Here is a 25,398-nt window from a genome sequence, read left to right on the forward strand (position 1 = left end):
GTAATAAAATGAACAACTTTGAATATTATATCTCTACAGATAAGTCAAAATTAAATATTGAATCAGTAAAATCATTATTAAAACAATCTTATTGGGCTAATGACAGAACTGAAGAAACAATATTTAAATCTATTGAAAATTCGATCTGTTATGGAGTATACCAGAATGGCAAATTAGTTGGATTTGGTAGAGTGGTTACAGATTACTCTACAGTTTATTGGATTTGTGACATAATAGTTGACATAAATCATCGAAACAATGGTTTAGGAAAAAAACTGATGGAAAATATTATGACAACTAAAGAATTAGAAGGATTGCTAGGTATTCTAGCGACTCAAGACGCCCACGGATTATATGAGCAATATGGTTTTACTAGGGAATCCCATAAGTTTATGATGAAAAAAAGAACTAGGCTGTAAAAACTTGAAATTCGATTCTCATTAATTTTTACGAATATAGAATCATAATTATATCAGAAGTTTGATAGTTAGAGTATTATTCATAAATCAAATATAGTTTCAAATGTTCAAATAAAATAAAAAATTATAATAATGGTTATGTACATTCTCTTTTAAAATCGAATCAAGGGAAGTCAAAAGACTTCCCTTGAAAATACATATATTTTTAATATCCCTCTAAGTCATAATCTATTTGTAGCCCCTAACTCCATGACTTACGTTACCATAAATAAAATCTTTATATTACTCTAATATTTAAGCATAATGATAATCTTTTCTAAAAACAGCCAAATATATAATACACATTATCATAGCCAAGAATTCAGCTATGGTCATAGCGTACCATACACCCTCTACACCCCAAATTAATGGCAATATAATAAGTCCTGCTGTAATAAATACGAAAGTTCTCATAAAAGAAACAATTGCTGAAACCCTACCATTTGAAAATGCAGTAAACATAGCCGATGTAAATATGTTTATTCCTGCAAAGAGAAAATTGATACTAAAAATATAAAATTTTTCTATAGTAATATTATATACTACACTGTTTTTAGGAACAAACAGTTGAACGAGTAATGGTGCAGATAACGCCGCAACAGCATAGGATATAATCGAGCTTGCCACAATGAAAGTTATACAGTATCGAAAAATCTTTTTAATTTGTATTATATTTTGGCTTCCATAATTAAAACTAATAACTGGAGCTACACCCATTGAAAATCCCATAAATACAGCATTTAATAAGAATTGAGCATATAACATAATAGTAATTGCTGCAACACCATTTTCTCCTAAATACTTCATCATTATTATATTATATAAAAAGGTAACCACAGCAAGTGCAATATTGCTCACCATTTCAGATGAACCGTTAAAGCAGCTGTCCCATAGAACTTTTTTATCTAGCTTTGGTTTTACAAAATATAATGTTCCCTTTCTGAGGAAAGTAAAATAGAGTACCCCAAAAACAGCTGGAATTGTAATACCGATTCCAGTAGCAATTGCAGCACCTACAATACCCATTTGCATTGGAACAATAAAGATATAATCAAGTACAATGTTTGTACAACCACCAACAATAGTCATTATAAGTCCAAGCTCAGGTTTTCCAGCAGTAACAAAAAAACATTGAAACAGCATTTGAAGTATGGCAAGGGGAGTAAAAAATAAAAATGTTCTCCCATAGTCAAGGCATAGCTGAAGTACTACTTCATTGGCTCCTAATAAAACTACTAGGGGTTTAATAAAAGCAATACCTAATACCAAAATAATCAAACCTATCATAACACCAACTAAAACAATCAAACTAAAGTTTTCTCTTGCAGCTTGACTTTCCCCTTCTCCCATTTTTTTAGCAATCACTGCACTTCCTCCCGTAGCAAACATGAGCCCTATGGCAATAATTACATTATAAATTGGATATACAATATTAACTGCTGATAATGCTGTTGTTCCAACAAAACGAGATACAAATAATCCATCAACAATTGTATACAATGACATAAAAACTATCATCACTATAGTTGGAAGGGCAAATTTAAAAAGTGAATAGAAATTAAATTCCTTATCTATCGAATTTTTCATGGTGATTTCCTCCTATTGATAATTTATATAACATTGATTATAATAAAGTATAGTGTTACCCGATAGTCAAGAGGAGATTTTATTTATGAATAAAAACTTACAAAATTACTTTACAACTGGAGAATTTGCAAAAATTGTAGGTGTTACAAAACATACTTTATTCCATTATGACCAAATAGGCATATTTTCTCCAGAACTAAAAGGACAAAATGAATATAGATATTATTCTGTTTTTCAAGTTGAACCTTTCTATGTCATATCTGCATTAAAAGAATTGGGAATGCCATTGAAAGAAATTAAAGCTTATTTAGATATACGGGGACCAGAAAAACTTATTGATTTATTAAATAAACAGGAAGATGAAATTGACAAAAAAATTGATCGGCTTCTTGCCATGAAGGAATTAATTTCACAAAAATCACAGCTTACTAAATCTCTATTTAATGCAGATACAAAAAATATTTCTATATCCGAAGAAAAGGAAGAGTTATTGCTTTTGACACCTACTCTACCATGGACAGGAGAACGCAGTGTATTCATATCCTTTGCAAATCACATAAAATCTTGTATAGAAAATAATATCTTTATCCCTTATTCTGTGGGTCAGATGATTAATAGTTCAAATATTCTTGAAATGGATTTTAATGCCTATGATTATTTCTACACAAAGGTTTCTACCCAACTACTAAAGGCTGATATTTATCTTAAAAAGGCAGGTCGATACTTAACTGCATATCATACAAATGGCTATTCCTCAATTGAAGAAACTTATGAAAAAATACTTACCTTTACAGAGCAGCATCAACTACAACCAACAGAATATTTTTTTGAAGATGCGGTTTTAGATGAGTTATCTGTTGTAGGATATGAAAATTTTGTAATTAAAATTTCAGTTCTGATTAAGGAACAACCAGATTAAAAGCTGTTTGGTCCATTAGAATTTTCCAAAGCATTCCATCCTGATCATAGTCAAGAATTACCTTATGTACAATTTCCATAGGAAATTAACTTCACTATAATATTAATATCCTGTAAAAACACCTTATTACTGGATATTTAAAATCTCGTCCATGCAAATTAAAATCTATAAATAAACAAATTATCTGTAAATTAATTCTAATATATGTTATTATAGAATTTGGAAAATAAAATAATATATGACAGAGTAGATAACAAGCGTTAAGTGTTTGAGAATGGAACGTTGTCTCAAGACGAAAAGCTATGCTTGCGGTTTGTTATCGCGTTCACTGCTCATAAGGCTTCTTTCTTATGTGCAGGTCATAAAAGAAAGGAGTTTTTTTAATGATTAAAGAAAGTCGTTTTACAACAAAAAAAATCGCTTACGGAGCTATATTTGTAGCACTATCCGTAGCCATCAACACCATGAGAATAGGAAGCATAAGTTTTGGAGGATTTCCTATAATATTTTCAGGCTATGCCCTTGGGCCTTTAATGGGATTTATAGTTGGAGGATTAGCTGATGTAGTAGGCTTTCTAATTAGACCATCTTCAACAGGGTCATTTAATCCCTTATTTACTTTAACATCAGCTTTAACTGGAGCAATACCAATACTTGTAACAAGATTTCTAGGAGATAAATATCCAGATTATAAACTATGGAAAATCTTTATTGGAGTTTTTGTTGGGCAAACCATAACTTCTGTAATAGTGGTACCTATATTCACATCTTTACTTTTTGGTAGAAATACTATATGGTTCTATATGTGGAAAGCTGGTATTAAACAAGCACTTTCAATTCCTGTATATGCAATACTGTTAAAGGCAATAAATGATATAATAATAAAGCAATTTGATTTTAGGTAATAATATAATTTTAAAAAATCAAAGATGTGAAAACTTTATTTTCTTCACATCTTTGATTTTTTATATTAATTGACTACCCTTTACTTGATTATTTTGCGTTATTTTCAACAATTTTTACAATTAACTGTGATGCTAGCTTCATTGATTCTGTTGGGATAAACTCAAATCTTCCATGAAAATTATAACCTCCCGTAAAGATATTAGGGCACGGAAGACCCATATAGGAAAGCCTCGCCCCATCAGTTCCCCCTCTAATAGGTTGAATAATTGGCTGAATTCCTAATTCTATCATAGACCTTTTAGCAAGTTCAATGATTTCCATATGTGGTTCGATTTTTTCTTTCATATTATAATAGCTATCTTTAATCTCTATAGTAATTATATTTCCATACTTATCATTTAAGAAATTTATTATCTTTCTAAAATCTTCCTTCTTCTTATCAAACCTATCCTTACAGTGATCTCTAATAATATAGCTAATAACTGTATGGTCTATGCTTCCAGTTATTTCATCTAATAAATAAAATCCTTCATAGCCCTCTGTATATTCTGGTTTTTCATTTACTGGCAGCATGGATTCAATTTCCATGGCTATTCTAAGTGAATTTACCATAATATTTTTTGCCGTACCTGGATGTACGTTTTTTCCTTGGATTTCTATCTTCACACTTGCAGCATTAAAATTTTCATATTCCAGTTCACCTACATGACCCCCATCAACAGTATATCCAAAGTCTGCTTTAAAGTTCTTTATATCAAATAAATCTGCTCCTCTTCCAATTTCTTCATCTGGTGTAAATCCAATCTTAATATCTCCATGTTTTATTTCTTGATGTTTGATCAAATATTCTATTGCATCCATAATTGCAGAAATTCCAGCCTTATCATCAGCTCCTAATAGAGTTGTTCCATCTGTTGTAATAAGTTCCTTACCTATAAGACTTCTTAGGAAAGGAAATTCTTTTATAGTTATACTATATTGTTCATTTAATTCTATATCTCCGCCCTCATATGTGAAAATCTTTGGGTTCGTACATTTACCATCTAAATCTGGACTGGTATCTAAGTGGGAGATAAATCCTATAGTCGGTACTTTCTTATCAGTATTAGATTTGAGAGTAGCATATACATATCCATTTTCATCCTGCTTAACATCTTCAAGTCCCAATTCCTTTAGCTCATCCGCTAATAAAGCACCTAGCTCCAATTGACCTGGAGTGCTAGGACAGGTACTACTATTTTCATCAGATTTCGTATCTATAGCAATATACTTTTTAAATCTTTCAACGATTCTATCCATATAATCATCCTTTCGATTAAAGCAATCTTATAGTAATGTTTGTATAATAAGCATTATCATAGAGAATACTCCGATTATTCCCATTAGTGGCAGTATAAACTTTAGCCATTTATTATATGTTACATCTACCATTTCTAGTGTTGCCAAAATTAACCCTGTTGGTGTAATAAATGCCATCCAACCTTGACCCCAGTTATATGCCGTAACTACAATATCCCTAGATACTCCTACTGTATCTGCCAGTGGAGCCATTATAGGCATAGAGAGTGTGGCTAACCCTGATGAAGATGGTATAAAAAATCCTAGAAAACTAAAGAGTATCATCTGAACTACTGCAAAAATACCACCATTCATATTTCTAATGATAGATGATGTATAGAATAGCAATGTATCAGATATCATTCCATTATCCATTACAATATTAATTGCTCTTGCAACTCCTATTATAAGTGCAACACCTACTAAGTCTGCTGCACCATTTATAAATGTATTAATAGCTTCTTTTTCTGATAGTCCTGACAAGAACACTATGACAATAGCTACTGCTAAAAATAATGCCGCCATTTCTGGGAACCACCATCCACCTCTAGAAACTCCCCAAATCATAAACGGAAATGCACCTAAAAATATAACAAGTATCAGGATTCTTCTCCAATTAAAGGGAGCTACATTCTTAGGGTCATAATTTTTCAAAAATCTTTCCTCTATCTTTTCCATATCCTCATATATTAAAGAATCCTTTGGATTTCTCTTTACTTTTCTGGCATAGTAGTAGATATATATTAAAGTTATTATAGTAGCCAACACTAAAGCTATAATACGGAATGTAAGCCCTTCATTAAATGAAATTCCAGCAGCATTTGAGGCAATAACTACTGAAAAAGGATTTACAGTTGAATACATGGACCCAATTGAAGATCCCATATATATTGCTGCAATACAAACTATAGCATCATATCCACTAGCTACAAATATAGGCATAAGTATAGGATATAAAGCAATTGTTTCTTCCGCTAATCCAAAGGTAGTTCCTCCTAAGGCTATTAGTGATGTAACAAACACTACTAATAAAAACTCTTTTCCCTTTGTTCTCTTTGATAGGGCCGCAATCCCTGCATCGAATGTTCCAGTCTTATTAACTAAACCTATAATTCCTCCTAAGATTAAGACAAAAACCATAATATCAACAGTATCCATAATACCTTCAATAGGTGACATGATAACTGCTAAAACTCCTTGTGGCGACTGTGGTATAGTCTGATAAGTATCTGGTATGGCTATAGGTTTTTTAATACTACCATCTGTAAACTTACTAATATCCATCCTAATGTTTAAGGTATTTAGTGTTTCTTGGGTCGCCGGAAGTGTGTTTATTTCCCCCTGATGATTTTCTGCCAAAAAAACATTCTGATCTGAATCATATTGTAATTTTGAATAAAATCCTGCTGGAACTATATAAGTTAATATAGCAGCAAGTATTAGAATTATAAATAAAACTGTAAAGGCTGTGGGAAATTCAAACCTTTTTTTCCTTTTATTTTTCCTTTCTTCATTCATATTTTCATCTCCCTATATAGTAATGATTACAATCATTTAGTATTTTCTAAACAGTATTTGCATTTATAAGCTAATTTATAGATATTTTTTTCATCTCTAGAGAAATTTATAAAGGATTATGAATTTCTTCTAACCACGTACCTACTTTAATTATTTTCTTATTAATTTTAAATACAAAAAGAGCAACTAAATAAATAGTTGCTCTAACAAATTTTATTCTAATACTATATTAAATTATCATTAACAATTAATATCTTATTTTCTTTATAATTCAATGATATCCTTTATTACTTCTCCAGCAATAATTAAACCTGCTACAGATGGAACAAATGATACACTTCCCGGGATTTGCCTTCTAATAGTACATTTACGAGCTGTACCTGGAGGACAAACACATTTATTTTTACAGTTATCTTCTTCGTTTTCTATAGGTTTTAATGCTGGTTCCTTTGAATATACCACCTTTAAGGAATCAATATCTCTTTTTCTCAACTCAGAACGCATTGTTCGGGCAAGAGGACATATACTTGTCTTATATATATCAGTTACTTCAAACCTAGTTGGGTCTAATTTATTTCCTGCGCCCATACAACTAATAATTGGAGTGTTACATTTCTTTGCTTTCTCAATTAGAGTTAACTTTGAAGAGACAGTATCAATAGCATCTACTACATAAGTATATTTAGATAGATCAAACTCATCTGCATTATCTACAGTGTAGAAGGTCTGATGTATCTCTACATTAATTTTTGGATTTATTTCCAATATCCTATCTCTCATGACCTCAACCTTGTGTTTTCCTATAGTCTTTCTTGTTGCTATCAACTGTCTATTTATATTTGTTAAGCAGACCTTATCATCATCAACTATGGCAATATTACCTACTCCACTTCTTACTAAAGCCTCTACTGTAAATGATCCAACTCCACCTATACCAAATACTGCAACAAATGAGTTTCTTAATTTATCTACACCTTCAACTCCAAGCAAAAGCTCGGTTCTTGAAAATTCATTCATCTACTTCTCTCCTTAATTGAAATTTTAATCTAAAAATCCCACAATAAAGTGGGATTCATTAATATATTATACTACTTAAAGTCAAGGATATCTACCCTTGATTAGTAATTTCCCTAAGTATTTAAGAAGTAAAATGTAGTTTTTTGACTCCCATAAAAATATACAATAGTTTTTTACTGAAACAATAAAGAGCATATCATAAATTAATTATAATATATAACCCAATAACCCTTAAAAACCTTTTTTATTAACCAAGATAATTATCATCATTGTTCCTATCAGGATCGATAGTATTAATAGTTTGGAGATTTTTGCTATCAGTTGATATGGTGACTTCTGTTTGCTGTCCTTCCTCATCGGTTACAATGACAACAACAAATATTTCATAGGCTCTTATAACACTATCTGCATCAGAAGGCGATTTTCCAGCTGGAATACTTTTCCCATCGATAGATGCAGCTATATCTTTGAACTCTGCTGTAATTGCTTTAGTTCCAAAATGTTTTTCAGTAAATTGCTTTGCTAACTGTAGGTATTCATCACAATTATCTCTGTACTCTTCTGTAACTTTTTGATAGTTAAAAGGTACAGTTGTTTCTTTTCTTCCGTATTGCTTTGAAACAGAATTTCTTTTACCAGATATAGCTTCGATGACGAATCTGTAAGTTGGTGGTCCATCTGAAATATCACTGCCCGTTTCAATAATATCGCCACTCCAGTATGCTTTGGCAACAGAAGGGTCAACGAAGTAGGACATATAAATTGTCTTACCCTCTAAATCAATCTGAAACATATCCCAAAGATATTGGGCCCCAATCTCAGCAGCTTCTTCAATTGGCAATGCACTGGCATTTGTAGATGACATGATTTTGTTCTCCAAAACATTGTAGTCAGCCTTTACATAATCATCAGCTTTATCAATTACTGTAGTACTGATATTGTACGTTGTAGGAATTGATTCCTCTTTATCCAATGCTAATGCCATTACTGTATTGCTGGCTCCTACAAAAATCGTACCACATAAGCCTATAGCAATTGTACTTGATGCTACTGTCCTCCAGATACTTTTTTTCTTTACTTCTTTTCTTTGTGCCATAGATGAATCTCCTTTCAAATTTATTTTAGTGATAGACACAAATAAAGTATAATCATAAGATATTATTGAATTATTATGAACTTGTTATGAACTTGTAAAAGTTAATTTTACTATAGTACCCATATTTGGTAATGATTCAATTGAAAGCATAGCATTGTGACAATGAGCTATTTGTTCACAAATAGAGAGTCCAAGTCCTGCACCACCTTTTGCTCGATTTCGTGATTCATCTACACGATAAAATGGATCTGTTACTTTGTTAATTTCATTTTGCGGAATACCTTCACCATTATCTTGTACAGATAGAACATGACATCCGTTTTCAATATAAGCATTCCATATAATGACCCCTTTAGAATTGCAAGCTTTTATAGCATTATCAGTAAAATTAAGAAGCAGACTTTGTAATAAATCCCTATCGCCATAAATAGTATCTATCTCACTTTTCCACTTAAGTGAAATCTGACTTTCAGTCAGCCTTGCCGCAAGGGATTTATAAGTATGTTCAAATAGACTTTTTACATCTACTTCTTTCATTTTAATTTTCTGGTTCCTTAATGTAGCTAACTCTAAAAGTCTGTTCGATATATTGAGCATACGTTGACTTTCAGACATTATATAATCGGCAGCTAGTATTTTTTCTTCGTCACTTATAGTAGCTTTCTGAATATATTCAGCGAATCCATAGACCGAAGTAAGGGGGGTGCGTATCTCATGTGCTAAATTGTCTATAAATTGCTGTTTTTGCTCCGACGCTTCCGCAAGTTGAGTAATGCGTCGTTGGATTTCCTCTGCCATGTTATTGAAACTCCCTGCCATTTCAGCAATTTCATTGCTTCCAGATACGGTAATACGGTTATCATATTGTCCATCAGCAATTTTTTTTGAGGCAGCTGACACCATATCCAATGGTTTGAAAACACGTCCTAGAAGATATTGAAGGCTTACGGCTAAAATAATGGCAAACATGATACCAACTAACAACAAAATACGCTGTATATCCTTCCATCCCTTCAATTCACCCGAAATATCGTAAAGATACTGAATGTTAAATTTATTATCAGTTCCCGGCAATTCTCCAATGACCTTAAAATAAACGCCATCACCTATATTTTCAAAAGTTGCTTTTCTCATACCTGTTTCTGTGGAATAATGTCCTAATTTATCTTGACGTTCTGATAAACTACTGTATATCATCTCCTCTTGCGAAAATAATTCTAAGAATACATTTTGCTTTTGATAGTACTCTGTATAGAAATCAAAAAGCTGCTCTATTGCTTCATCTAAGTCTCCTCCACGATTGACAACAGCCATTAGGTCTTTACCAAATGAAGAAGAAATGAAATAGTGCTCATTTATTCCTCGTTCCTTTATAATAGTCATCTGATTATTAAAAATAAAAGCTGAAATAAAAAACAAGCTGGCAAAAAATATTATCAAAAATAAAGTAAAGGTGGCAATGAATGTTCTGAACTTCAATCCAGCACCTCCAGTCTATATCCTAATTTATATACTGTCTTTATGTAATTATCCAATCCTAGTTTTTTCCGCAACTTTGTGATATGAACATCTACTGTTCTTGTATCACCTTCAAAATCATATCCCCATGCTAGTTCTAGTAACTTTTCACGTGAAAGAGCAATATTTCGATTTCGAATCAATACAACTAGCAAATCAAACTCTTGTGGTGTAATATCAACCAATTTATCATTGAGAAATGCTTGTCGTCCATCTAAATCCACACGAACATTGTTAAGTACAAAAAACTTTTGAGCCTTATTTGTCCGTCGTAGCAAAGCTTCAACACGTGCCTGTAATTCCACCATTTCAAAGGGTTTTACTATATAATCATCAGCACCTAATGTCAATCCTTTAACTCTATCTGAAAGGGAACTTTTTGATGTAAGAAATATAACTGGTATATTCATTTTCTTTACTACCTCTAAAACCTCATAGCCATTCATTTTAGGTAGCATTATGTCAAGTAGTATCAAATCAAATGTATGTTTCTGTATCATTTCCAACGCAGCTTCACCATCATATACAGATAAACACTCATGCCCTACTAACTTTAAGTTTCTGTTAATTAAAACATTGATAGGCATTTCATCCTCAACAATTAAAATTAATGCCATAAATCCACCCCTTTTCTTCTTCCTATTCTAAACTCTTTAAGTATAAAACATAGACACTTCTAACTTAAACCATGGAAAAGTAATTTTTAATTTTAATGAATTTATAATATCATTGAAGTTATTTTTTTTCAAATATAGTTATTTTTTTAATATTTAATGCCTATTTTCTAATCAAGTCATTTTCTTAAATATAGATTGGTAATTTCGATAAATTTTTGGGGAATCTAACTAAAAATAATAGAAAGTAATCTAGAAAGGATTTTAACTCTATAAAAATAAAAGAGAATATTATAATATTCCCTTTTTTGCTTTTAAAATAATTATTTATCAGTATATGGAATTCCAATAGAATCTTGAAGTATTTATTGAAGAGCAGTGCTGAATTGCCATTTTTATATACTTAATACCTATCTCCAATTTTTTTAATAGTAAAACCTAATACAAGCATCCATACAAATAAAAGCAACATTTCCATACATATTAAATCCTTGCCATCCAATATTCCCTGCATGACTTCACTAACCTCAATACTTGGAAGTAAAACTAAAAAATTATATGTCCATTTCGGTAGAGCCTGATAAAGAGCAACAATTAAAAATAATGATATCATAACTACAGATGATAGGGCTGAACCACTTTGCGAAGATTTTACAGTTAAACCGATTATCATACCGATTTCAACAAATACAATTCCTCCTATAATCATAGGCAGTAGTAAGGAAATAAGGTGAATGGAAAATTTTTCGTTAATTAAAACAACTACTATTTGAACTATTAGGGAACCAATCAATATAATGCCACCCTTAGCGCATACAATACCCTCGAATGTCAAATGTGAACATAACAATGCATCTATAGTTTTTGTCTCTCGTTCTTCAATAACTGTTGGACCTGCAAGCATAATTCCAATTAAAACTTGAGCAAATAATATCCATATTGATAAAAGAAGAAAATCTGCTCCTGATACCTTAATAGTAGTCAAAATCATTTTCGACATTATAATTGGCAAAAAAAGCACAGCCAAGGTTCCTGGATTTTTCAACATTTCTTTAGATTCCTGTTTACCTAAGACAAAGATACTTTTCAATTTAATTTCCTCCCCGTTAATTCTGCAAATACAGTGGAAAGTGAATTTTCCATTGTATGAAGATTTACAATACGCCTTTCTTGAATTAGTCGTACTATGAATTGATTTGTTTCATCGCTATCAAATGGAAGATTTTTTTTGTTAATATTGCCATTGTCCTTATACTCAACAAAAATTTCATTTTTTCCATACTGCTGCTTTAATCTTTCAGGAGTATCAATTGCAACTAATCGTCCTTCATTCATTATGCCAACTCGATTACTCATCTCGTCTGCTTCATACATATCGTGGGTAGTCAAAACAACTGTTGTACCTTTCTCATTTACTCTTTTTATATGATTACGAATTAGGGTAGCAGTGTTTGGATCAAGTCCGCTTGTAGGTTCATCTAGAAAAAGAATTTTTGGTTGGTGTAACAAAGCCCTCGCAATCAGCACTCTTTGCTTCCATCCTTTTGATAGTTTCTTAACTGCCATTTTTCTTCTTTCAGTCAGCTGTAATTCCTCCATAACCTGATTCACCTGTTTATCATTAACTCTATACAGAGCAGCAAATAACTTTAGATTTTCTTCTATAGAAGAACGGAGGTAAAGATTTTGAAGTTCAAATACAACGCCGATATCCTCACAAATGGATTTTTTGTTTGCTATAACATCATTACCATTTACAATAATACTGCCTGATGTTGGCTTCAAAAGACCAGTTATCATCCTTATTGTTGTTGATTTTCCAGCACCATTGGGACCTAAAAATCCAAATATCTCTCCCTCTGGAATAGAAAAAGAAATATCATTAACAACATTTTTCTGTCCATAGCATTTTATAACTCTATTTAATTTAATCATTATAGCCCTCCTCTAGCTCAGGAAAATCTATAGAATTTTTTTGAAAATAGATTGAAAGAGCTTCTTCCATGAATTCATCTACTGCCTTCTGTTGTGTTCGCATCCCCTCACTCCAATTTTCACGATTCTCACTGAAACTCAGAATTCCTGGTAGCAACTCCATATTTCCACCTGTAAAAGTAAATATTAAATCCCACCACTCTTTTGCCAATATCTGTCCTTCTTTGCTATCAGGTGTCTTACCTTGTGCTTTTAATGATATGGTTTTATCACACATCTGCTGGTATTGTTGAAAAAGTCCAATGCCAAGTTCTGGATTGTCTTCAAACAATCCCTTAATATGTGTTGCCAGCTCCTCATCTTCATTAAAAAATTCAACTGACAAAAATCCTTCATTCTTTGTGCGAATAAGTGAAACAATATCAGCATATCTATTAAAATCTACAGCATTCGTTTGGGTTACGCTTTTTTTCAAAGCCTTGATAGCTTCCAATACCCTATTCAAATTATCGATTTCATACTCTATAGCCTTTGTTTGTTCTTCTAGTAATTTATAGATATCTTTTGGATTATCAAGGGAGATAAGATTATTTTTTATCTCCTCAAGAGAAAAACCCAAATACTTCATTGATAGAATTTGATATAATAATACCATATCTTTTTTTGTATATAGCCTGCGCCCTCCCTCGCTTCTTGCAGCAGGATTCAGAAGTCCTTCTTTATCATAATACTGTAAAGTCCTGACAGTAACATTCATCTTTTTTGCTAATTCCCCAACAGTAAATAAATCATCTTTCATTCTTTTTCCCTCCTTGAATATATAATAGCATATGACGTAACGTCACAAGCAATATCGTTTTTAAAAAGTTATAATATTTAATTTTAATATTCTACCTAAGAGATCAAACTAGTATATTCAAATTACTTCTATCTATTTTTTAAATATAAAAAGAATAACACCAGAATAAAGTCTAGTGTTAAATTATAGAGTCTCTATTAAATTTTTCTTGCATGGCTTTTATGTGATCCAGCATATATAATGCATTTTGTTCGGCCTTTCGTAGTGATGTAAGAAGTTTATCACAGGCAGATGCAATGTCATCATCCCCTTTTGGAGTGTCAATGACTTCTCGTATATTAACATTTGGATTACAAGATAACGCATTCAACATACGCAAAATTGCTGCAAGAGAATAATTGGCACAGCGAAGTGAACGAATAATTTTTAGATGTCTAATATCGTTGTTGGTATAAACTCTATAACCATTCTGCTTCCTCTTAACTGTCAGTAATCCATTCATCTCCCAATTTCTCAAAGTATCAATTGTAATTTGCAAATAATCAGCTGTTTCTTTCCGTGTAAGAGATAATTCATCTCCTTCTTCCTGCATACCAGACAATAGTTTTTCTGCAATTCCTATAGCTTCCTCAGCATTATCCTGCTCAACTTTGATTTGTTTCAAATAACTTTCAGTAAGTACGATGGCTTCTTGAAAATTTCCTTTTGCCGAGAGTTTTATAATACGGATCATCTTTTTTCTCAGACCATTCTGCAAAACTTCAACTTTTAAAGCTATTCTTGCAAGTTTGAATTGTTCAATATGAAAATCGGTAAATACACGATAACCGTTTGACCTTCTCTGTGGCTTCGATATCAATTCAAGCTCCTCATAAAGGCGTACAGTATTAGGGTGTATTCCAATCTTTCTTGCAACTTCTGTTGTTTTATAAGTATTTTTCATGCCTGCTCCACCTCCTGCTCTTTAGGTATTATAATATAGAATCAAAGTCTGGTGTTATAGTGGAGAGTTTATTGTATCAAGAACATAAGTATACTTATTACACTCTTATATTTTATTAATAATTCATATAGATAAACTAAATAGAATTCATTTTTTGAGCAAATTTATAAATATTATCTTCCAATATATTTGATTTATCGGATGTTAGCTTTGATATCTTCTTTACTATTAATTTTTCCATAAAATTCATTTTATTAAAGATAAATTCTCCTCCAAAATGGCTCTTTACTTCTGCAATCTTCAGCAACTCAGAAGGAAAATTTTGATTTAATTCGGTATTTATCATCTCTCCCTCTTGCATACCACAAATAAATAATCCAATTCGTTTTTCCTTTAGTCTATCTAAATTCTTCGCACAAAATTCAGTGACTTCTTTTTGGATTCTACCAATATATATTGATCCCCCGATAATTACCTTATCATATTTTGAAAAATCGATAACCTTTATATTCTTAAGATTTATTAAATCTACTTTATCATTAAGCTCTTTAGACAACAGTTTAGCACATCTTTCCGTGCATCCATATTTACTTGCATAAACTATTAAAGTACTCATTTTATTACCTCCATATAATTTAATTATTATTAAATGCGTTTTCTATTGATTTAAGATAAGCTTTAGATGTCACAGTAGCTTCCGAAATTACATCAACTGTTGTGTTTTGTACTGTTATAACTTTATTAAATAAATCATGACTTACACTAGGCATAGAAAAAGTAACATCATCTTCTATATCAATTTTTATGATTTTATGATCCTTTACTGTAATATTTAACTCATTTGTCCATCTTCCAGCCTTGTATTTTCCATTATATACTCCATCACTTAATTTTGATATATCTATTTCGTTTATCGTAATGTCTTTTCCGTCGTTAAGTCCTCGAGATATATAAAATATTCCACTTACAAATAGAAGTATACATATAAATATTACTGATAATAATATTTTAAATATCGTCTTCAAATTTACACCTCCTTGCTATTACTTCCCTTTTCATTAACTATTCTCAATACTATTTCTTCTGAAAAATATCCTATTAATTTTTGCCTCTGTTTATCACCAATGTCTTTTTCTATAATGAGCTTTATAATAAGTCCTAATGTTGATACTGCAATCATTTGGGCAGTTAATTCAACTGTATTTGCATCTACCTTTTTATCTTTGTAAATTTCTTTTAAACAATTATATAGTGCAGCTAAAGCAGGCTTTTCTTTTGAAGCACCTTTAAATAATGAGGAGGTATGCTTTAATGCTATCTCGGATTGATTTAATTGGGCAGCTATAAATTCTTCTGGCATATCTAGTGCTGCTTTTATATAGTTTTTTGTCATTTCAACTAATCTTTCTTCAGGAGAATCCCCTTTTACCTTTGTCAAAGATACAGCTGTTACTATTTTTTTATAACCTCTTTGCATTACATTGTTTAATATTTCTTCCTTATCATTAAAATAATGGTAGATAATAGATGGAGAATATTCAATTTTTTTAGCTATTTTCCTAATTGATAACTTGTCAAAACCTTCAGCAGTAATAATATCATTTGCTGCTGAAAGTATAAGCTCTCTCATTTCTTCCTTTTCACGTTCTCTTCTCTCTTTAATAGTCATTACTCCACTCCTTATTTCATTTAACATCGTTCTATATTTAAACACTGTTCAATTCTAAAGTAACACTTTCTTTAACTTATGTCAATATAAAAAAGAAAAATGGGAAATAATTAATTTAACAATCTGAAAGGTAGGCTAATATGGATAAGAGTAAATTCAAATTTGTTTGGATCATAATATTTTTAATAATTTTCATAAGTGGAAGCTTTATAACTCTTGATTGGGCAAGACTTTTTATAGTTAAAGAAGAGCTTAAATACCATAGATTTCTATATACATATATAGCAAAATTTTTAATTGTCATTCTTTCTACTACACTGGTTTTCATAATTGGGAAAAATGGACTTAGCTATAGTGATACAAAAAATCTTAAATTTATTTATATATTTATCATTCTTGCAGATATATCATTGGTAATTTTTAAAGAACCTTATATAGGAATTATTCTGTTCTCTATAGTACAATTAAGATTGATATCAAGAAATGGATCGGCAATCTTAAAAAATTTTACAATAGATAAATCAAAGGTTTTATCAAATAATATATTTATTAATATTGTTTTAGCTACTGTTTTATTTATGCTAATTATCATGAAGATAGCTAATAATTTGATGAAAGAGTCAACTCTATTTTATATATTACAATTTTATGTAATTTTACTTTCTACATCCTTATTAATTGCAATTGCTAATCTATTGTTAAAAATATTTCCAAGACCAAACTCAATCCTAGTTACTATTGGGATGTTTTTCTTTGTTTTGTGTGACTTAAACGTAGGACTAACGATGGCTTTACAATTAGGTAATTTCAGTCTAATTACTGACAGTCTTATATGGATGTTTTATACGCCTGCACTAACACTCATTGCATTAAGCGGCTATAATTATTATGAAAATTAGGGATTTAAAAACACCGTTGTTATCCTTATATCAAAGGATAACAACGGTGTTTTATTTGATCTTATATGGATCTTAAATTTTTCTTCAAATACCTGTAAATAAAATTTAAAAAATAGTAATAAAAAATATTATAAGTTACTGAAACCAAAAATAATATTAGTATTTGAATTATTATTCCTCCAGGAATCTTCATGCCAAAAACAGGGATGCCTATGCCATAATTCATGATACTTAATGTAATTGTCAGAGCAATGGAGCTTAAAATCCAAATGGCAGACTCTTTTCTTATATAATAACTACATATTCCAAGTGATATTCCAACAATTCCATTAGTGCATAAAAAAAACAATCCCTCATGTACACTTAAAATCATAACAATTATACTTGCTACTAAATATGATAGAATTCCTGTCTTAGGATTTATTCTTGAAACAATATAAATGGGAACTGCACTAAAAATAGTCAAAAATACAAGAACTTCTGAAAAGAAAACAGGTATTAGCTGAAATAAAGCTGCTATGGCTGCAAATAAGGAACCGATTATAATGTTTTTAGTATTAATCATAATATTCCTCCAATAATTGATTTTATATATGTATAATGAATTATATTATATGAGATTAAGTTATTCTTTGTTACCTTATTATATTCTCAAAAGGAACTAACTGAATGCCTAGTGAATATGCTATTACAAATAATAATTTAAAAGGAGTTTTTTTATGAGAAGACAAGAACAACTTTCTAATTCAGTGAAACTATCTAGTGAACATAAAAAAACTATAAAAGAAAACTTAATCCCTCAGACATAAAACTACCTTTAAGCTATAAGATAGATGACCAATTGATGTAGTATTTGGACCCGACCAAGCCATGTATATACTTGATTTCGCAGTTACACCTGAAGATGAACCCGATGAATTTTACCCCAAATCAGGGGTCATATGGGAAATTACTAAAGATAATAAGCTGTAAGTTAAGTATAAAATTAAAGGTAGACTTCAGATATATCTGAAGTCTACCTTTAATTTCTTTGATTTACTTTATCTTTAAATAATAAATCTGCACAATAATTGATAATATCGCTTCTCTTTATGATTCCTATAAATATTCCCTGATCATCTATTACTGGAACAAAGTTTTGATTCTTCGCAAGTAAAATTAGATCCTCCATATTCGCGCTAATTGATACGGTGTTACTTTGTGTGTGTCTATGAACATCCTTTATTGATATATTATTTGTGCCTTCAATTGTAAGTCCACTGGTATTCTTAAGCTTCCAGAGTAAATCACCTTCAGTAATAGCACCAACATATTTACCCTTTTTATCAATTAGTGGTATTGCCGTATATCTATGATGCTCCATTTTCTCTAAAGCTTGTCTCATGGTCGCATCTATCGTTTCATATACAATTTCACTTTTAGGTGTTAGGAAAAATGCTATATTCATATTGGTCCCTTTCTTCTAAGATATTTATTCTAAATTTCAAGAGAGTTTTCAAAATCATTACACCCTCCATCACTTATTTTATAATCTCTCTATATAATAGTCAATCCCTAACCTAATATCTAAAATTCAAATGTAGAGGAATCTACCCATTTCCATTCCTTTCTTAAACTTTTTATGGATTCTACAAGTCTAAATAAAGCAATATCTTTCTTTTTTGCTTCTATCATTATGTCTATATCTCTATTTAAAGGTTTACAAATTTCTATAAATTCTACAAAATCATGACCATCAATAAAATCTGCATGTTTTCTATCCTTTAGAGCATCTTTAGGACTTGAAAAATGGAGCTTAGGTGGGAGTATCTCATCATCCCAGGTTCCTAATATACTGGGTAGTACTTCTCCTATTCTATATCCTTCATTATTACATATATGATGATGAACATCTAATACCATTGGTACACCTAAATTTTTGCATAGCCTAAGAGTTTCTTTTGCAGTGAAAGTTTTATCGTCATTTTCTAAAATCAGTTTAGATGTTATTTCTTTCGGATAATTTTTGAAATTGTTCTCAAATCTTTTAAGAGCTATATCTTTACCTCCTGCCGCACTCCCTACATGAAGTACCATTTTACCAAGAGGATAATCCATATCTTCAAATAAATTAGCATGAAACAACAGGTTTCTTTTTGTATTTTCTACTATCTTATTATCTACACTATTTATTACATTAAATTGATCTGGATGAGTATCAACTCTCATATCATTATCTTTTATTATATCCCCAAGTATCTTAAAATCCACATCAAACATTTTTCTATAATCCCAGTTTACATCTGGATGAGTTGCAAGTGGTATAAGGGCTGAAGTTATCCTATAAAAATGTATTTCATTGTCTATATTATATTTTAGTATTTTTTTCAAATCTACAATATTGGAATATGTAACTTGTTTAAGCTTTCTAATCTTCTCCTCAGTTGTCAGCTTTTGATAAAAGGTATAAGTAATATTGCTTGAGGAAGTAATTTGTGGAAGATTTAAAGCAATCGCAACATAACCTAATCTTACTCTCATAAATACACCACCCTATTTTCTTCTTACAGTTTATTATGTGTATTGAGAATAAGAATTATCTAATTTTATAATTAAAAGTCTTTTCATAGACTACAATATATTAGAATCATACTTAAATTCCTTGTTGGTAGAATAAACTTAATACATTTAGCTAAAAATAAATTAAAACGTAATTAAGGGAGTTTTTAAATGTATTATATTGTTTTTGATTTAGAGTTTAATCAAGATTTTTCTTCCTTCCATGAACAAAATACTATCATAGAAAGATCTAAATATCCTTTTGAAATTATCCAAATAGGTGCAATAAAACTGGATTTAGGCTTTAACACCATAGCAGTTTTTAATCGCTTTGTAAAACCAACTATTTATTCAAAGGTAAATTCATTTATTACAGAATTAACCAGCATTACTACGGAACAACTTCTTCTAGAAGATCCATTTTTTGAAGTTTATAATGCCTATATCGAGTTTATAGGTAATACAGAATCTATATTTTGTATTTGGGGTATGTCTGATATAAAGGAACTCTTTAAGAGTGCTAATTACTATAAATTAGATCTCAAATCCTTACCTAAAATGTTTATTAACCTCCAACCTTATGTTTCTAAGCATTTAGGCATTTCTCAAAAAAGTTGCTTAGTCTTCAAAATGCCATAGAAGTACTTAATATTCCAATAACGTATAGCTTTCATAATGCACTTTATGATGCCTACTATACTGCAGAAATATTTAAAAAAATATATACTTCATCAATTCAACCCAAAATCTATGATCCATCATATATAAAAATCAAACCCGCTCGACGTAAAAAACAGATAGATTATGATAGCCTTATTCAACAATTTAGAAAAATGTATGGTAGAAATATGACTGAAGAAGAGCAACAAATAATTAAATTAGCCTATAAAATGGGGAAAACACATCAGTTTCTAAAATAATTTAATTTTAGAACTCTACATATTCCTTCATTAGATAGTATTACATTAGAGATGCTTTAAGCTTACTCATAATCCTGATGTCTAATAAATTCTATCATGGAAATCCACTCTTCTTCCCGTAATATTGCTAAGTTATTCTTTTACCCAATAACTACTACAATCATTAGTGCGCTCAATAAATCCATATTCCACTAGGGCTCTTCGAAGAGTGGCATAGTCCTCATATATTCTTTGCAAAATTCTATTTATCTCTTTCTCAGAGTATTTCTTTCCTTTAGAAAAATGCTTAACTATTTCAGATAAAACTATTATTTTCTTCTTTTCTTTAGCAGGAAATGTTTTTATTGCTCCATTTTCATCCATATAATTTTTAATTGTATTTTCTCTTTCTTTATCAGTGATATTATATCTATCATCTATGGTAGTTGCTGTTTTATGGGCATCACATAGAGCATCTTTATCTAATATGTTTATCCTCTTATTTGTACTCGATGATATTAATTCCATCATCGCTAAAAATAATCTTGTTTGCTTTTCTTTTTCACGTAATTTATAACGATGATTTCTTATAGTAGACTGTGCTACCCCCAGTTTTACAGCTATTTCCTTATCAGATAACCCTGCTGCCATTAATGTTAATAGCTCTTTTTGAACCTCTGTTACCCCTATAAATGATGGGTTCATCTTTAATAGATATTCTAAAGTAGAACCATGTTTTTCTGATATATGAAGTTCAATGGCTTTTCTTGCATCATAAAGCATAGAATCTATCTGATATATTCTTCCCTTTGTAAATTCCTCCTCGCAAATTATACATTTATAACTTTCATCTACTTCAACATATCCTCTTTTCATATCTTCAATAGTTACATCCCAAAATAGTTCTTTATTATTTTCTTTCATTTTACTCAACACCCTTTAATATATATTTATATATTGATTGTATACCATTTTTGATTTATTGTCTACATATAAATAAACTTTTTCTAGTTTTGTCTATTATTTGGGCATTTCTGTTAATAAAAAAGTAGTAGTTCTTATATAAGAACTACTACTTTTTTATATGTTATTTATACCTGCCAATATAAATCAGATTTACTAAGTTAAATATTTATAATATAAATTCTAATTCTTACTCAACAAATTAAAAGCTATTCAGCTACTTATGATTCGACTCAGCGTTCCTAATTCTAATACTTTGATATAGTCAATTCATTATATTCTACAGCTATGAATTAAAGCTACCAAAGAAATTAATCATATATAAAATTAGTGACTTTGTGAGGTGTTATATTAATGCCCTTTTATTATAGCTCTTTTTTAAAAAAATATTGTCCATAGTCACTAAAGCATGGCTCGATTTTTCCAAATAACTGATAACCTTGTTTCTCATAAAAAGCCGGTGCTTGAAATCCAAAGGTATTTAATATGATTCTTTTTACATGCAAACGAATGGCTTGTTCTTCGAGATGAATCAATAATTCTGATCCATATCCATTTTTTCGATATGCATCATCAACAAACAAATAGTCTACTGTAATACAATCCATATCTCTTGATGCAACAATACCAGCAATGCATTCACCATTTTCATTTTCAATACAGTAAGACAAATCTTCACAATCCGTAATATATCGACTATTATACTCCTGTAATCGTCTGTGGATATAATTCACCTTTTCTTCACTGCAACTTTTTATCTGCTCCATATAAATCACCTCTCAGAATATAATATTTTACATTCACCACTATGAATAATCATACGTAAGTATTTTATCTTTTTTATCATTACTTCACATTTATAATTTTCATCATGGATCTGACAAATAAACTCCCTACATCTTCCACATGGTGGAATTATTGTTCCATCTTCATACACACTCCAGTATAAACTTTTCCACTTTCACTCAAAATAGCTGCTGCAACAGAACCAGCATAAGAATTTTTAGAGATTTCTCTAGGATTTAATGTATTTTTTGCGATATCATACAATTCATCAAATTCCATAGTTATCATCCTTTCAAGTAAATTCTTGTATTTGAATCAATACACGATATATTAATATAAATATTAGGTTGGATTTTTTAATCATCACAGTCTTCGTTCACTTCAATAGTGAAGATAAATAGCAGAAGCTATATCCACTATTTTTAATTTCTTATAGCAAAAAATTATTCTCACTTTAATAAGTCATTTAATAGACTTAATTTTATCTAAATTTGGACTACAAAGTACTTCAAGATTTTTAAAAATCTTTTCTTCAGACCAATCCCACCATTTTAATTTTAATAGATAATCAATCAACTCATCATCAAATCTCTTTTTTATAATTTTACATGGATTACCTCCAGCAATATGATATGGAGGAACATCTTTTGTTACCACAGAATTAGCAGCAATAATTGAACCATCTCCAATATGCACACCAGGCATTACTGTAACATTCTGTCCAATCCAAACATCATTACCAACCACAGTATCACCTTTTAGAGGTAACTCTTCAAGAGTAGGTGTGGTTTTTTCCCATCCATTGCCCATAATATTAAAAGGATATGTGGTTATGGATTTCATTCTATGGTTTGCACCATTCATGACGAATTCTATTCCCTTTGCTATTGCACAAAACTTTCCTATAATAAGTTTATCACCTATAAATTCATAATGATGAGTAACATGTTCTTCGAACTTTTCTGCTCCATTTATATCATCATAATAAGTATAATCTCCAACTTGAATATTAGGATTTTTAATAACATTTCTTATATAACAAATATTTTTTATGTTTTCATTAGGGTAAATACTGTTTGGGTTTGGGCCGAATCTATTCATATATCTCATCTCCTCTATATTTTTTAATTCATTTACCATTTAGCTTATTTTGCTTATATCTACATTATCTGTAGGTTCATCTACAAATAATAATTGATATTTTTTAGATAAAGTCTCTCTTATTTTTAATATTGTTTTTTCCACCACTTTTAATACCTTCTACGTCTTTACCCATTTAAGCTTTATAAATGTAGAGTATCTAGATCCATTCTGATACCTACATTAGGTTTTATATTTTTAATTAACATGTTTAGCAAAGTTGTTTTATCTATATCATTATTGCTGTATCTTTATATATCTAAATCCTCCAACAACATAAGCATTCCTCCTTACATAAAAAATAAATCCCCATAGATGAAAACAATATCATCCACGAGGATTTTATTTACATAAATATCTTTTATTATATTCAAATCAAATTTAATACCGCAATATATACTTAGTATATATTTAAATTATAAATGAGCATATATATTCTTATATATTCATTTGTAGTTATTCTATTTTTATGTAAAAGAGTTTTATAGATGATATTGTTCTTAAAATGCATAATTAAACAAAGTTCTATCATAGAACTTCTAAAGCATTTCTAACTATTTAATTTTAATAGTTTAGTTAAGAACAACTATAATCATCTGATTAAATCTCCTTTCTATATAATTAGAATTTTAGTTAAGTATATAATCTAATCTTCTTATTGTCAACAGATATTTATTTAGAACCATATTGAGTATTTCATCAATTCTAATCCTAAGTCATCAACTTCATGTTATCTGCATCCAATTTGAGTATACTATATACAACCCAAACAAGAGAAAACTAGCAAACTAGCATAGCTTGGTAATTCTTCAAACATATTAAATTGATGCTTAATCTGACATATAAGATTATAAGAACTTAACAAATACGATTCCAAATATTTTACTACATGTATTTTAAATTCGCCAGAGTATGTTCCAGACTTCATAGAAAGACCTTCATCGCCATGAAGTTGATACATCCTTCACCATCTCTTTCCACTTGAAACAGATATACCTAATTCATTTGCTGCAGTATTAATAGAATACTTATTAGATTCCATTAATGCCACAAACTTTTTCTTTAATTCTAAATCGAATTTAATCATATAAAAATGCACCTCCAAAAGTTAAAATTCTTGTCTAACTTTTGGGGTGCACTTCAATAAACCTGTGGTTAAAGTACGATGTTTTTAAATCATTTACGAGTAAAGCTTATTCTGCATATTAAATCTGCTCTAAGTTTAAATTTAAGACATAGTTGTGTTTTCAAGATTTTACTAGAATTTTAAAAATTATAAAGAGCAATCTAATGCTTTGATTGCTCTCTGTTGACTTAAGCCCTAAAATTTATATAAAAAAGATAAGTTTTGCTTAATTCAAATAACCTAGTTTAATTATTTTCTTATAATAAAATAAGTATAGTAATTACTTTGCAGCCCATATTTCTATTTCGATTTTTAATTCCGGCAATCCTAATTCGCTTATATATGCAACAGTCATAGACGGTGAATTATCACCGAAAAATTCATCCCACTTAGGGTCAAAGAAATCCCAAGCTATTTGTTCAGTAGCCCAAATATTTACTTTTATAACATTATCTGGATTCAAATCTTGACTAGATAGTAAGTTGGATATATTAGAGAAAGTATTGCTTACTTGTTCATTAAGATTTGAAGGAACATTTCCTTTAAAATCTACTCCTATCTGACCTGAAAAAACATAAATTTCAGAATCTCTTGGTATTTTAGTAATATGACTATACCTACCAACTGGCTCTGGAACTCCAATTGGATTTATTCTTTCTATTCTATTATTATCTTTAGATTTATTATTTTTCATTAAATTACCTTCTTTCGATATAAATTAACTACTATT

At 30.1% G+C, this 25,398-nt stretch carries 29 protein-coding genes and 1 riboswitch; of the genes, 6 read left to right on the top strand and 23 right to left on the bottom strand.

The features are described from left to right. Positions 1 to 8 precede the first annotated feature (8 nt). Entirely contained in the window at positions 9 to 419 is a 411-nt protein-coding gene (locus KQI38_RS18435) for a GNAT family N-acetyltransferase (RefSeq protein ID WP_094903426.1), read from the top strand. A 294-nt stretch (positions 420 to 713) separates the two neighbouring features. Here KQI38_RS18435 and KQI38_RS18440 read toward each other — a convergent pair whose 3' ends face one another. After that, entirely contained in the window at positions 714 to 2,045 is a 1,332-nt protein-coding gene (locus KQI38_RS18440) for an MATE family efflux transporter (protein ID WP_216562028.1), read from the bottom strand. Positions 2,046 to 2,130: 85 nt separating this feature from the next. Between KQI38_RS18440 and KQI38_RS18445 the strand changes: the two genes are divergently transcribed. Beyond that, positions 2,131 to 2,964 (top strand): MerR family transcriptional regulator, encoded by an 834-nt coding sequence (locus KQI38_RS18445; RefSeq protein WP_216562030.1) that lies wholly within the window; start codon positions 2,131 to 2,133, stop codon positions 2,962 to 2,964. A gap of 240 nt (positions 2,965 to 3,204) precedes the next feature. Then, positions 3,205 to 3,297: riboswitch (THF riboswitch) on the top strand. A gap of 50 nt (positions 3,298 to 3,347) precedes the next feature. Next, the gene (locus KQI38_RS18450; protein ID WP_216562032.1) at positions 3,348 to 3,869 is read left to right on the top strand and encodes a folate family ECF transporter S component; all 522 of its coding nucleotides are present in this window, start codon (positions 3,348 to 3,350) and stop codon (positions 3,867 to 3,869) included. Between the two features lie 88 nt (positions 3,870 to 3,957). Here the strand turns inward: KQI38_RS18450 and pepT are convergent, their stop codons facing one another. The 13 genes from pepT to KQI38_RS18515 all read right to left on the bottom strand — a co-directional run bounded on the left by pepT (position 3,958) and on the right by KQI38_RS18515 (position 16,317). Continuing rightward, positions 3,958 to 5,169: a peptidase T gene (gene pepT / locus KQI38_RS18455; RefSeq protein ID WP_216562034.1), complete on the bottom strand. Its 1,212-nt coding sequence runs from the start codon at positions 5,167 to 5,169 to the stop codon at positions 3,958 to 3,960. Between the two features lie 27 nt (positions 5,170 to 5,196). Next, entirely contained in the window at positions 5,197 to 6,726 is a 1,530-nt protein-coding gene (locus KQI38_RS18460; RefSeq protein WP_216562036.1) for a YfcC family protein, read from the bottom strand. 264 nt (positions 6,727 to 6,990) lie between these two features. Further along, positions 6,991 to 7,743, bottom strand: coding sequence for a tRNA threonylcarbamoyladenosine dehydratase (locus KQI38_RS18465; protein WP_216562038.1), 753 nt, complete (start codon positions 7,741 to 7,743; stop codon positions 6,991 to 6,993). Between the two features lie 247 nt (positions 7,744 to 7,990). Beyond that, entirely contained in the window at positions 7,991 to 8,839 is an 849-nt protein-coding gene (locus tag KQI38_RS18470; protein WP_216562040.1) for a hypothetical protein, read from the bottom strand. 84 nt (positions 8,840 to 8,923) lie between these two features. Beyond that, positions 8,924 to 10,318 (bottom strand): sensor histidine kinase, encoded by a 1,395-nt coding sequence (locus KQI38_RS18475; RefSeq protein WP_216562041.1) that lies wholly within the window; start codon positions 10,316 to 10,318, stop codon positions 8,924 to 8,926. Next, a complete protein-coding gene (locus KQI38_RS18480) occupies positions 10,315 to 10,974 on the bottom strand; it encodes a response regulator transcription factor (protein WP_216562043.1) in 660 nt (219 codons plus the stop codon). Before KQI38_RS18480 ends, KQI38_RS18475 begins: the two co-directional genes overlap by 4 nt. A gap of 400 nt (positions 10,975 to 11,374) precedes the next feature. Continuing rightward, positions 11,375 to 12,061, bottom strand: coding sequence for a hypothetical protein (locus KQI38_RS18485; RefSeq protein WP_216562045.1), 687 nt, complete (start codon positions 12,059 to 12,061; stop codon positions 11,375 to 11,377). Further along, on the bottom strand, positions 12,058 to 12,906 hold the full coding sequence (locus KQI38_RS18490) for an ABC transporter ATP-binding protein (protein WP_216562047.1): 849 nt from the start codon (positions 12,904 to 12,906) through the stop codon (positions 12,058 to 12,060). The genes KQI38_RS18485 and KQI38_RS18490 overlap by 4 nt, the downstream gene beginning before the upstream one ends. Beyond that, positions 12,899 to 13,705 (bottom strand): MerR family transcriptional regulator, encoded by an 807-nt coding sequence (locus tag KQI38_RS18495; protein WP_216562049.1) that lies wholly within the window; start codon positions 13,703 to 13,705, stop codon positions 12,899 to 12,901. Before KQI38_RS18495 ends, KQI38_RS18490 begins: the two co-directional genes overlap by 8 nt. A 178-nt stretch (positions 13,706 to 13,883) precedes the next feature. After that, positions 13,884 to 14,648, bottom strand: a complete 765-nt coding sequence (locus KQI38_RS18500) for a MerR family transcriptional regulator (protein ID WP_216562051.1) — start codon at positions 14,646 to 14,648, stop codon at positions 13,884 to 13,886. A gap of 136 nt (positions 14,649 to 14,784) precedes the next feature. Then, entirely contained in the window at positions 14,785 to 15,264 is a 480-nt protein-coding gene (locus KQI38_RS18505) for a flavodoxin domain-containing protein (RefSeq protein ID WP_216562053.1), read from the bottom strand. A gap of 19 nt (positions 15,265 to 15,283) precedes the next feature. After that, the gene (locus KQI38_RS18510; RefSeq protein ID WP_216562055.1) at positions 15,284 to 15,673 is read right to left on the bottom strand and encodes an FMN-binding protein; all 390 of its coding nucleotides are present in this window, start codon (positions 15,671 to 15,673) and stop codon (positions 15,284 to 15,286) included. A gap of 2 nt (positions 15,674 to 15,675) precedes the next feature. Then, complete coding sequence (locus KQI38_RS18515; protein ID WP_216562057.1) at positions 15,676 to 16,317, bottom strand: TetR/AcrR family transcriptional regulator; 642 nt, start codon at positions 16,315 to 16,317, stop codon at positions 15,676 to 15,678. A gap of 140 nt (positions 16,318 to 16,457) precedes the next feature. Here KQI38_RS18515 and KQI38_RS18520 point away from each other — a divergent pair, with 140 nt between their 5' ends. Continuing rightward, positions 16,458 to 17,216 carry a hypothetical protein gene (locus KQI38_RS18520; protein WP_216562059.1) on the top strand — a complete coding sequence of 253 codons (759 nt, stop codon included), beginning with the start codon at positions 16,458 to 16,460 and terminating at the stop codon, positions 17,214 to 17,216. A gap of 61 nt (positions 17,217 to 17,277) precedes the next feature. Here KQI38_RS18520 and KQI38_RS18525 read toward each other — a convergent pair whose 3' ends face one another. From KQI38_RS18525 to uvsE, 3 genes are all read right to left on the bottom strand, one after another. Then, positions 17,278 to 17,781 carry a YybS family protein gene (locus tag KQI38_RS18525; protein WP_216562061.1) on the bottom strand — a complete coding sequence of 168 codons (504 nt, stop codon included), beginning with the start codon at positions 17,779 to 17,781 and terminating at the stop codon, positions 17,278 to 17,280. A 456-nt stretch (positions 17,782 to 18,237) separates the two neighbouring features. Continuing rightward, positions 18,238 to 18,663, bottom strand: coding sequence for a CBS domain-containing protein (locus KQI38_RS18530; RefSeq protein ID WP_216562063.1), 426 nt, complete (start codon positions 18,661 to 18,663; stop codon positions 18,238 to 18,240). 119 nt (positions 18,664 to 18,782) lie between these two features. Continuing rightward, positions 18,783 to 19,736, bottom strand: a complete 954-nt coding sequence (gene uvsE, locus KQI38_RS18535; protein ID WP_216562065.1) for a UV DNA damage repair endonuclease UvsE — start codon at positions 19,734 to 19,736, stop codon at positions 18,783 to 18,785. A gap of 189 nt (positions 19,737 to 19,925) precedes the next feature. On the opposite strand from uvsE, the gene KQI38_RS18540 reads away from it, so the two are divergent. Both KQI38_RS18540 and KQI38_RS18545 read left to right on the top strand, forming a co-directional pair. Continuing rightward, entirely contained in the window at positions 19,926 to 20,393 is a 468-nt protein-coding gene (locus KQI38_RS18540) for a 3'-5' exonuclease (RefSeq protein WP_216562067.1), read from the top strand. Further along, the gene (locus KQI38_RS18545; protein WP_216562069.1) at positions 20,369 to 20,674 is read left to right on the top strand and encodes a 3'-5' exonuclease family protein; all 306 of its coding nucleotides are present in this window, start codon (positions 20,369 to 20,371) and stop codon (positions 20,672 to 20,674) included. The genes KQI38_RS18540 and KQI38_RS18545 overlap by 25 nt, the downstream gene beginning before the upstream one ends. A 132-nt stretch (positions 20,675 to 20,806) precedes the next feature. Here KQI38_RS18545 and KQI38_RS18550 read toward each other — a convergent pair whose 3' ends face one another. The 6 genes from KQI38_RS18550 to KQI38_RS18570 all read right to left on the bottom strand — a co-directional run bounded on the left by KQI38_RS18550 (position 20,807) and on the right by KQI38_RS18570 (position 25,362). After that, positions 20,807 to 21,577 (bottom strand): DUF2087 domain-containing protein, encoded by a 771-nt coding sequence (locus tag KQI38_RS18550; protein WP_216562070.1) that lies wholly within the window; start codon positions 21,575 to 21,577, stop codon positions 20,807 to 20,809. Between the two features lie 404 nt (positions 21,578 to 21,981). Then, a complete protein-coding gene (locus KQI38_RS18555) occupies positions 21,982 to 22,383 on the bottom strand; it encodes a GNAT family N-acetyltransferase (protein WP_216562072.1) in 402 nt (133 codons plus the stop codon). 148 nt (positions 22,384 to 22,531) lie between these two features. Beyond that, on the bottom strand, positions 22,532 to 22,681 hold the full coding sequence (locus tag KQI38_RS18560) for a cytidine/deoxycytidylate deaminase family protein (protein WP_216562074.1): 150 nt from the start codon (positions 22,679 to 22,681) through the stop codon (positions 22,532 to 22,534). 183 nt (positions 22,682 to 22,864) lie between these two features. Further along, the gene (locus KQI38_RS18565) at positions 22,865 to 23,512 is read right to left on the bottom strand and encodes a Vat family streptogramin A O-acetyltransferase (RefSeq protein ID WP_420857139.1); all 648 of its coding nucleotides are present in this window, start codon (positions 23,510 to 23,512) and stop codon (positions 22,865 to 22,867) included. A gap of 994 nt (positions 23,513 to 24,506) precedes the next feature. Further along, entirely contained in the window at positions 24,507 to 24,629 is a 123-nt protein-coding gene (locus KQI38_RS22480) for a hypothetical protein (protein ID WP_276515609.1), read from the bottom strand. Between the two features lie 319 nt (positions 24,630 to 24,948). After that, positions 24,949 to 25,362 (bottom strand): RidA family protein, encoded by a 414-nt coding sequence (locus tag KQI38_RS18570; protein WP_216562076.1) that lies wholly within the window; start codon positions 25,360 to 25,362, stop codon positions 24,949 to 24,951. Between the last annotated feature and the right edge of the window lie 36 nt (positions 25,363 to 25,398).

The organism is Tissierella carlieri, assembly GCF_018917285.1.
Classification (GTDB): domain Bacteria; phylum Bacillota; class Clostridia; order Tissierellales; family Tissierellaceae; genus Tissierella; species Tissierella carlieri.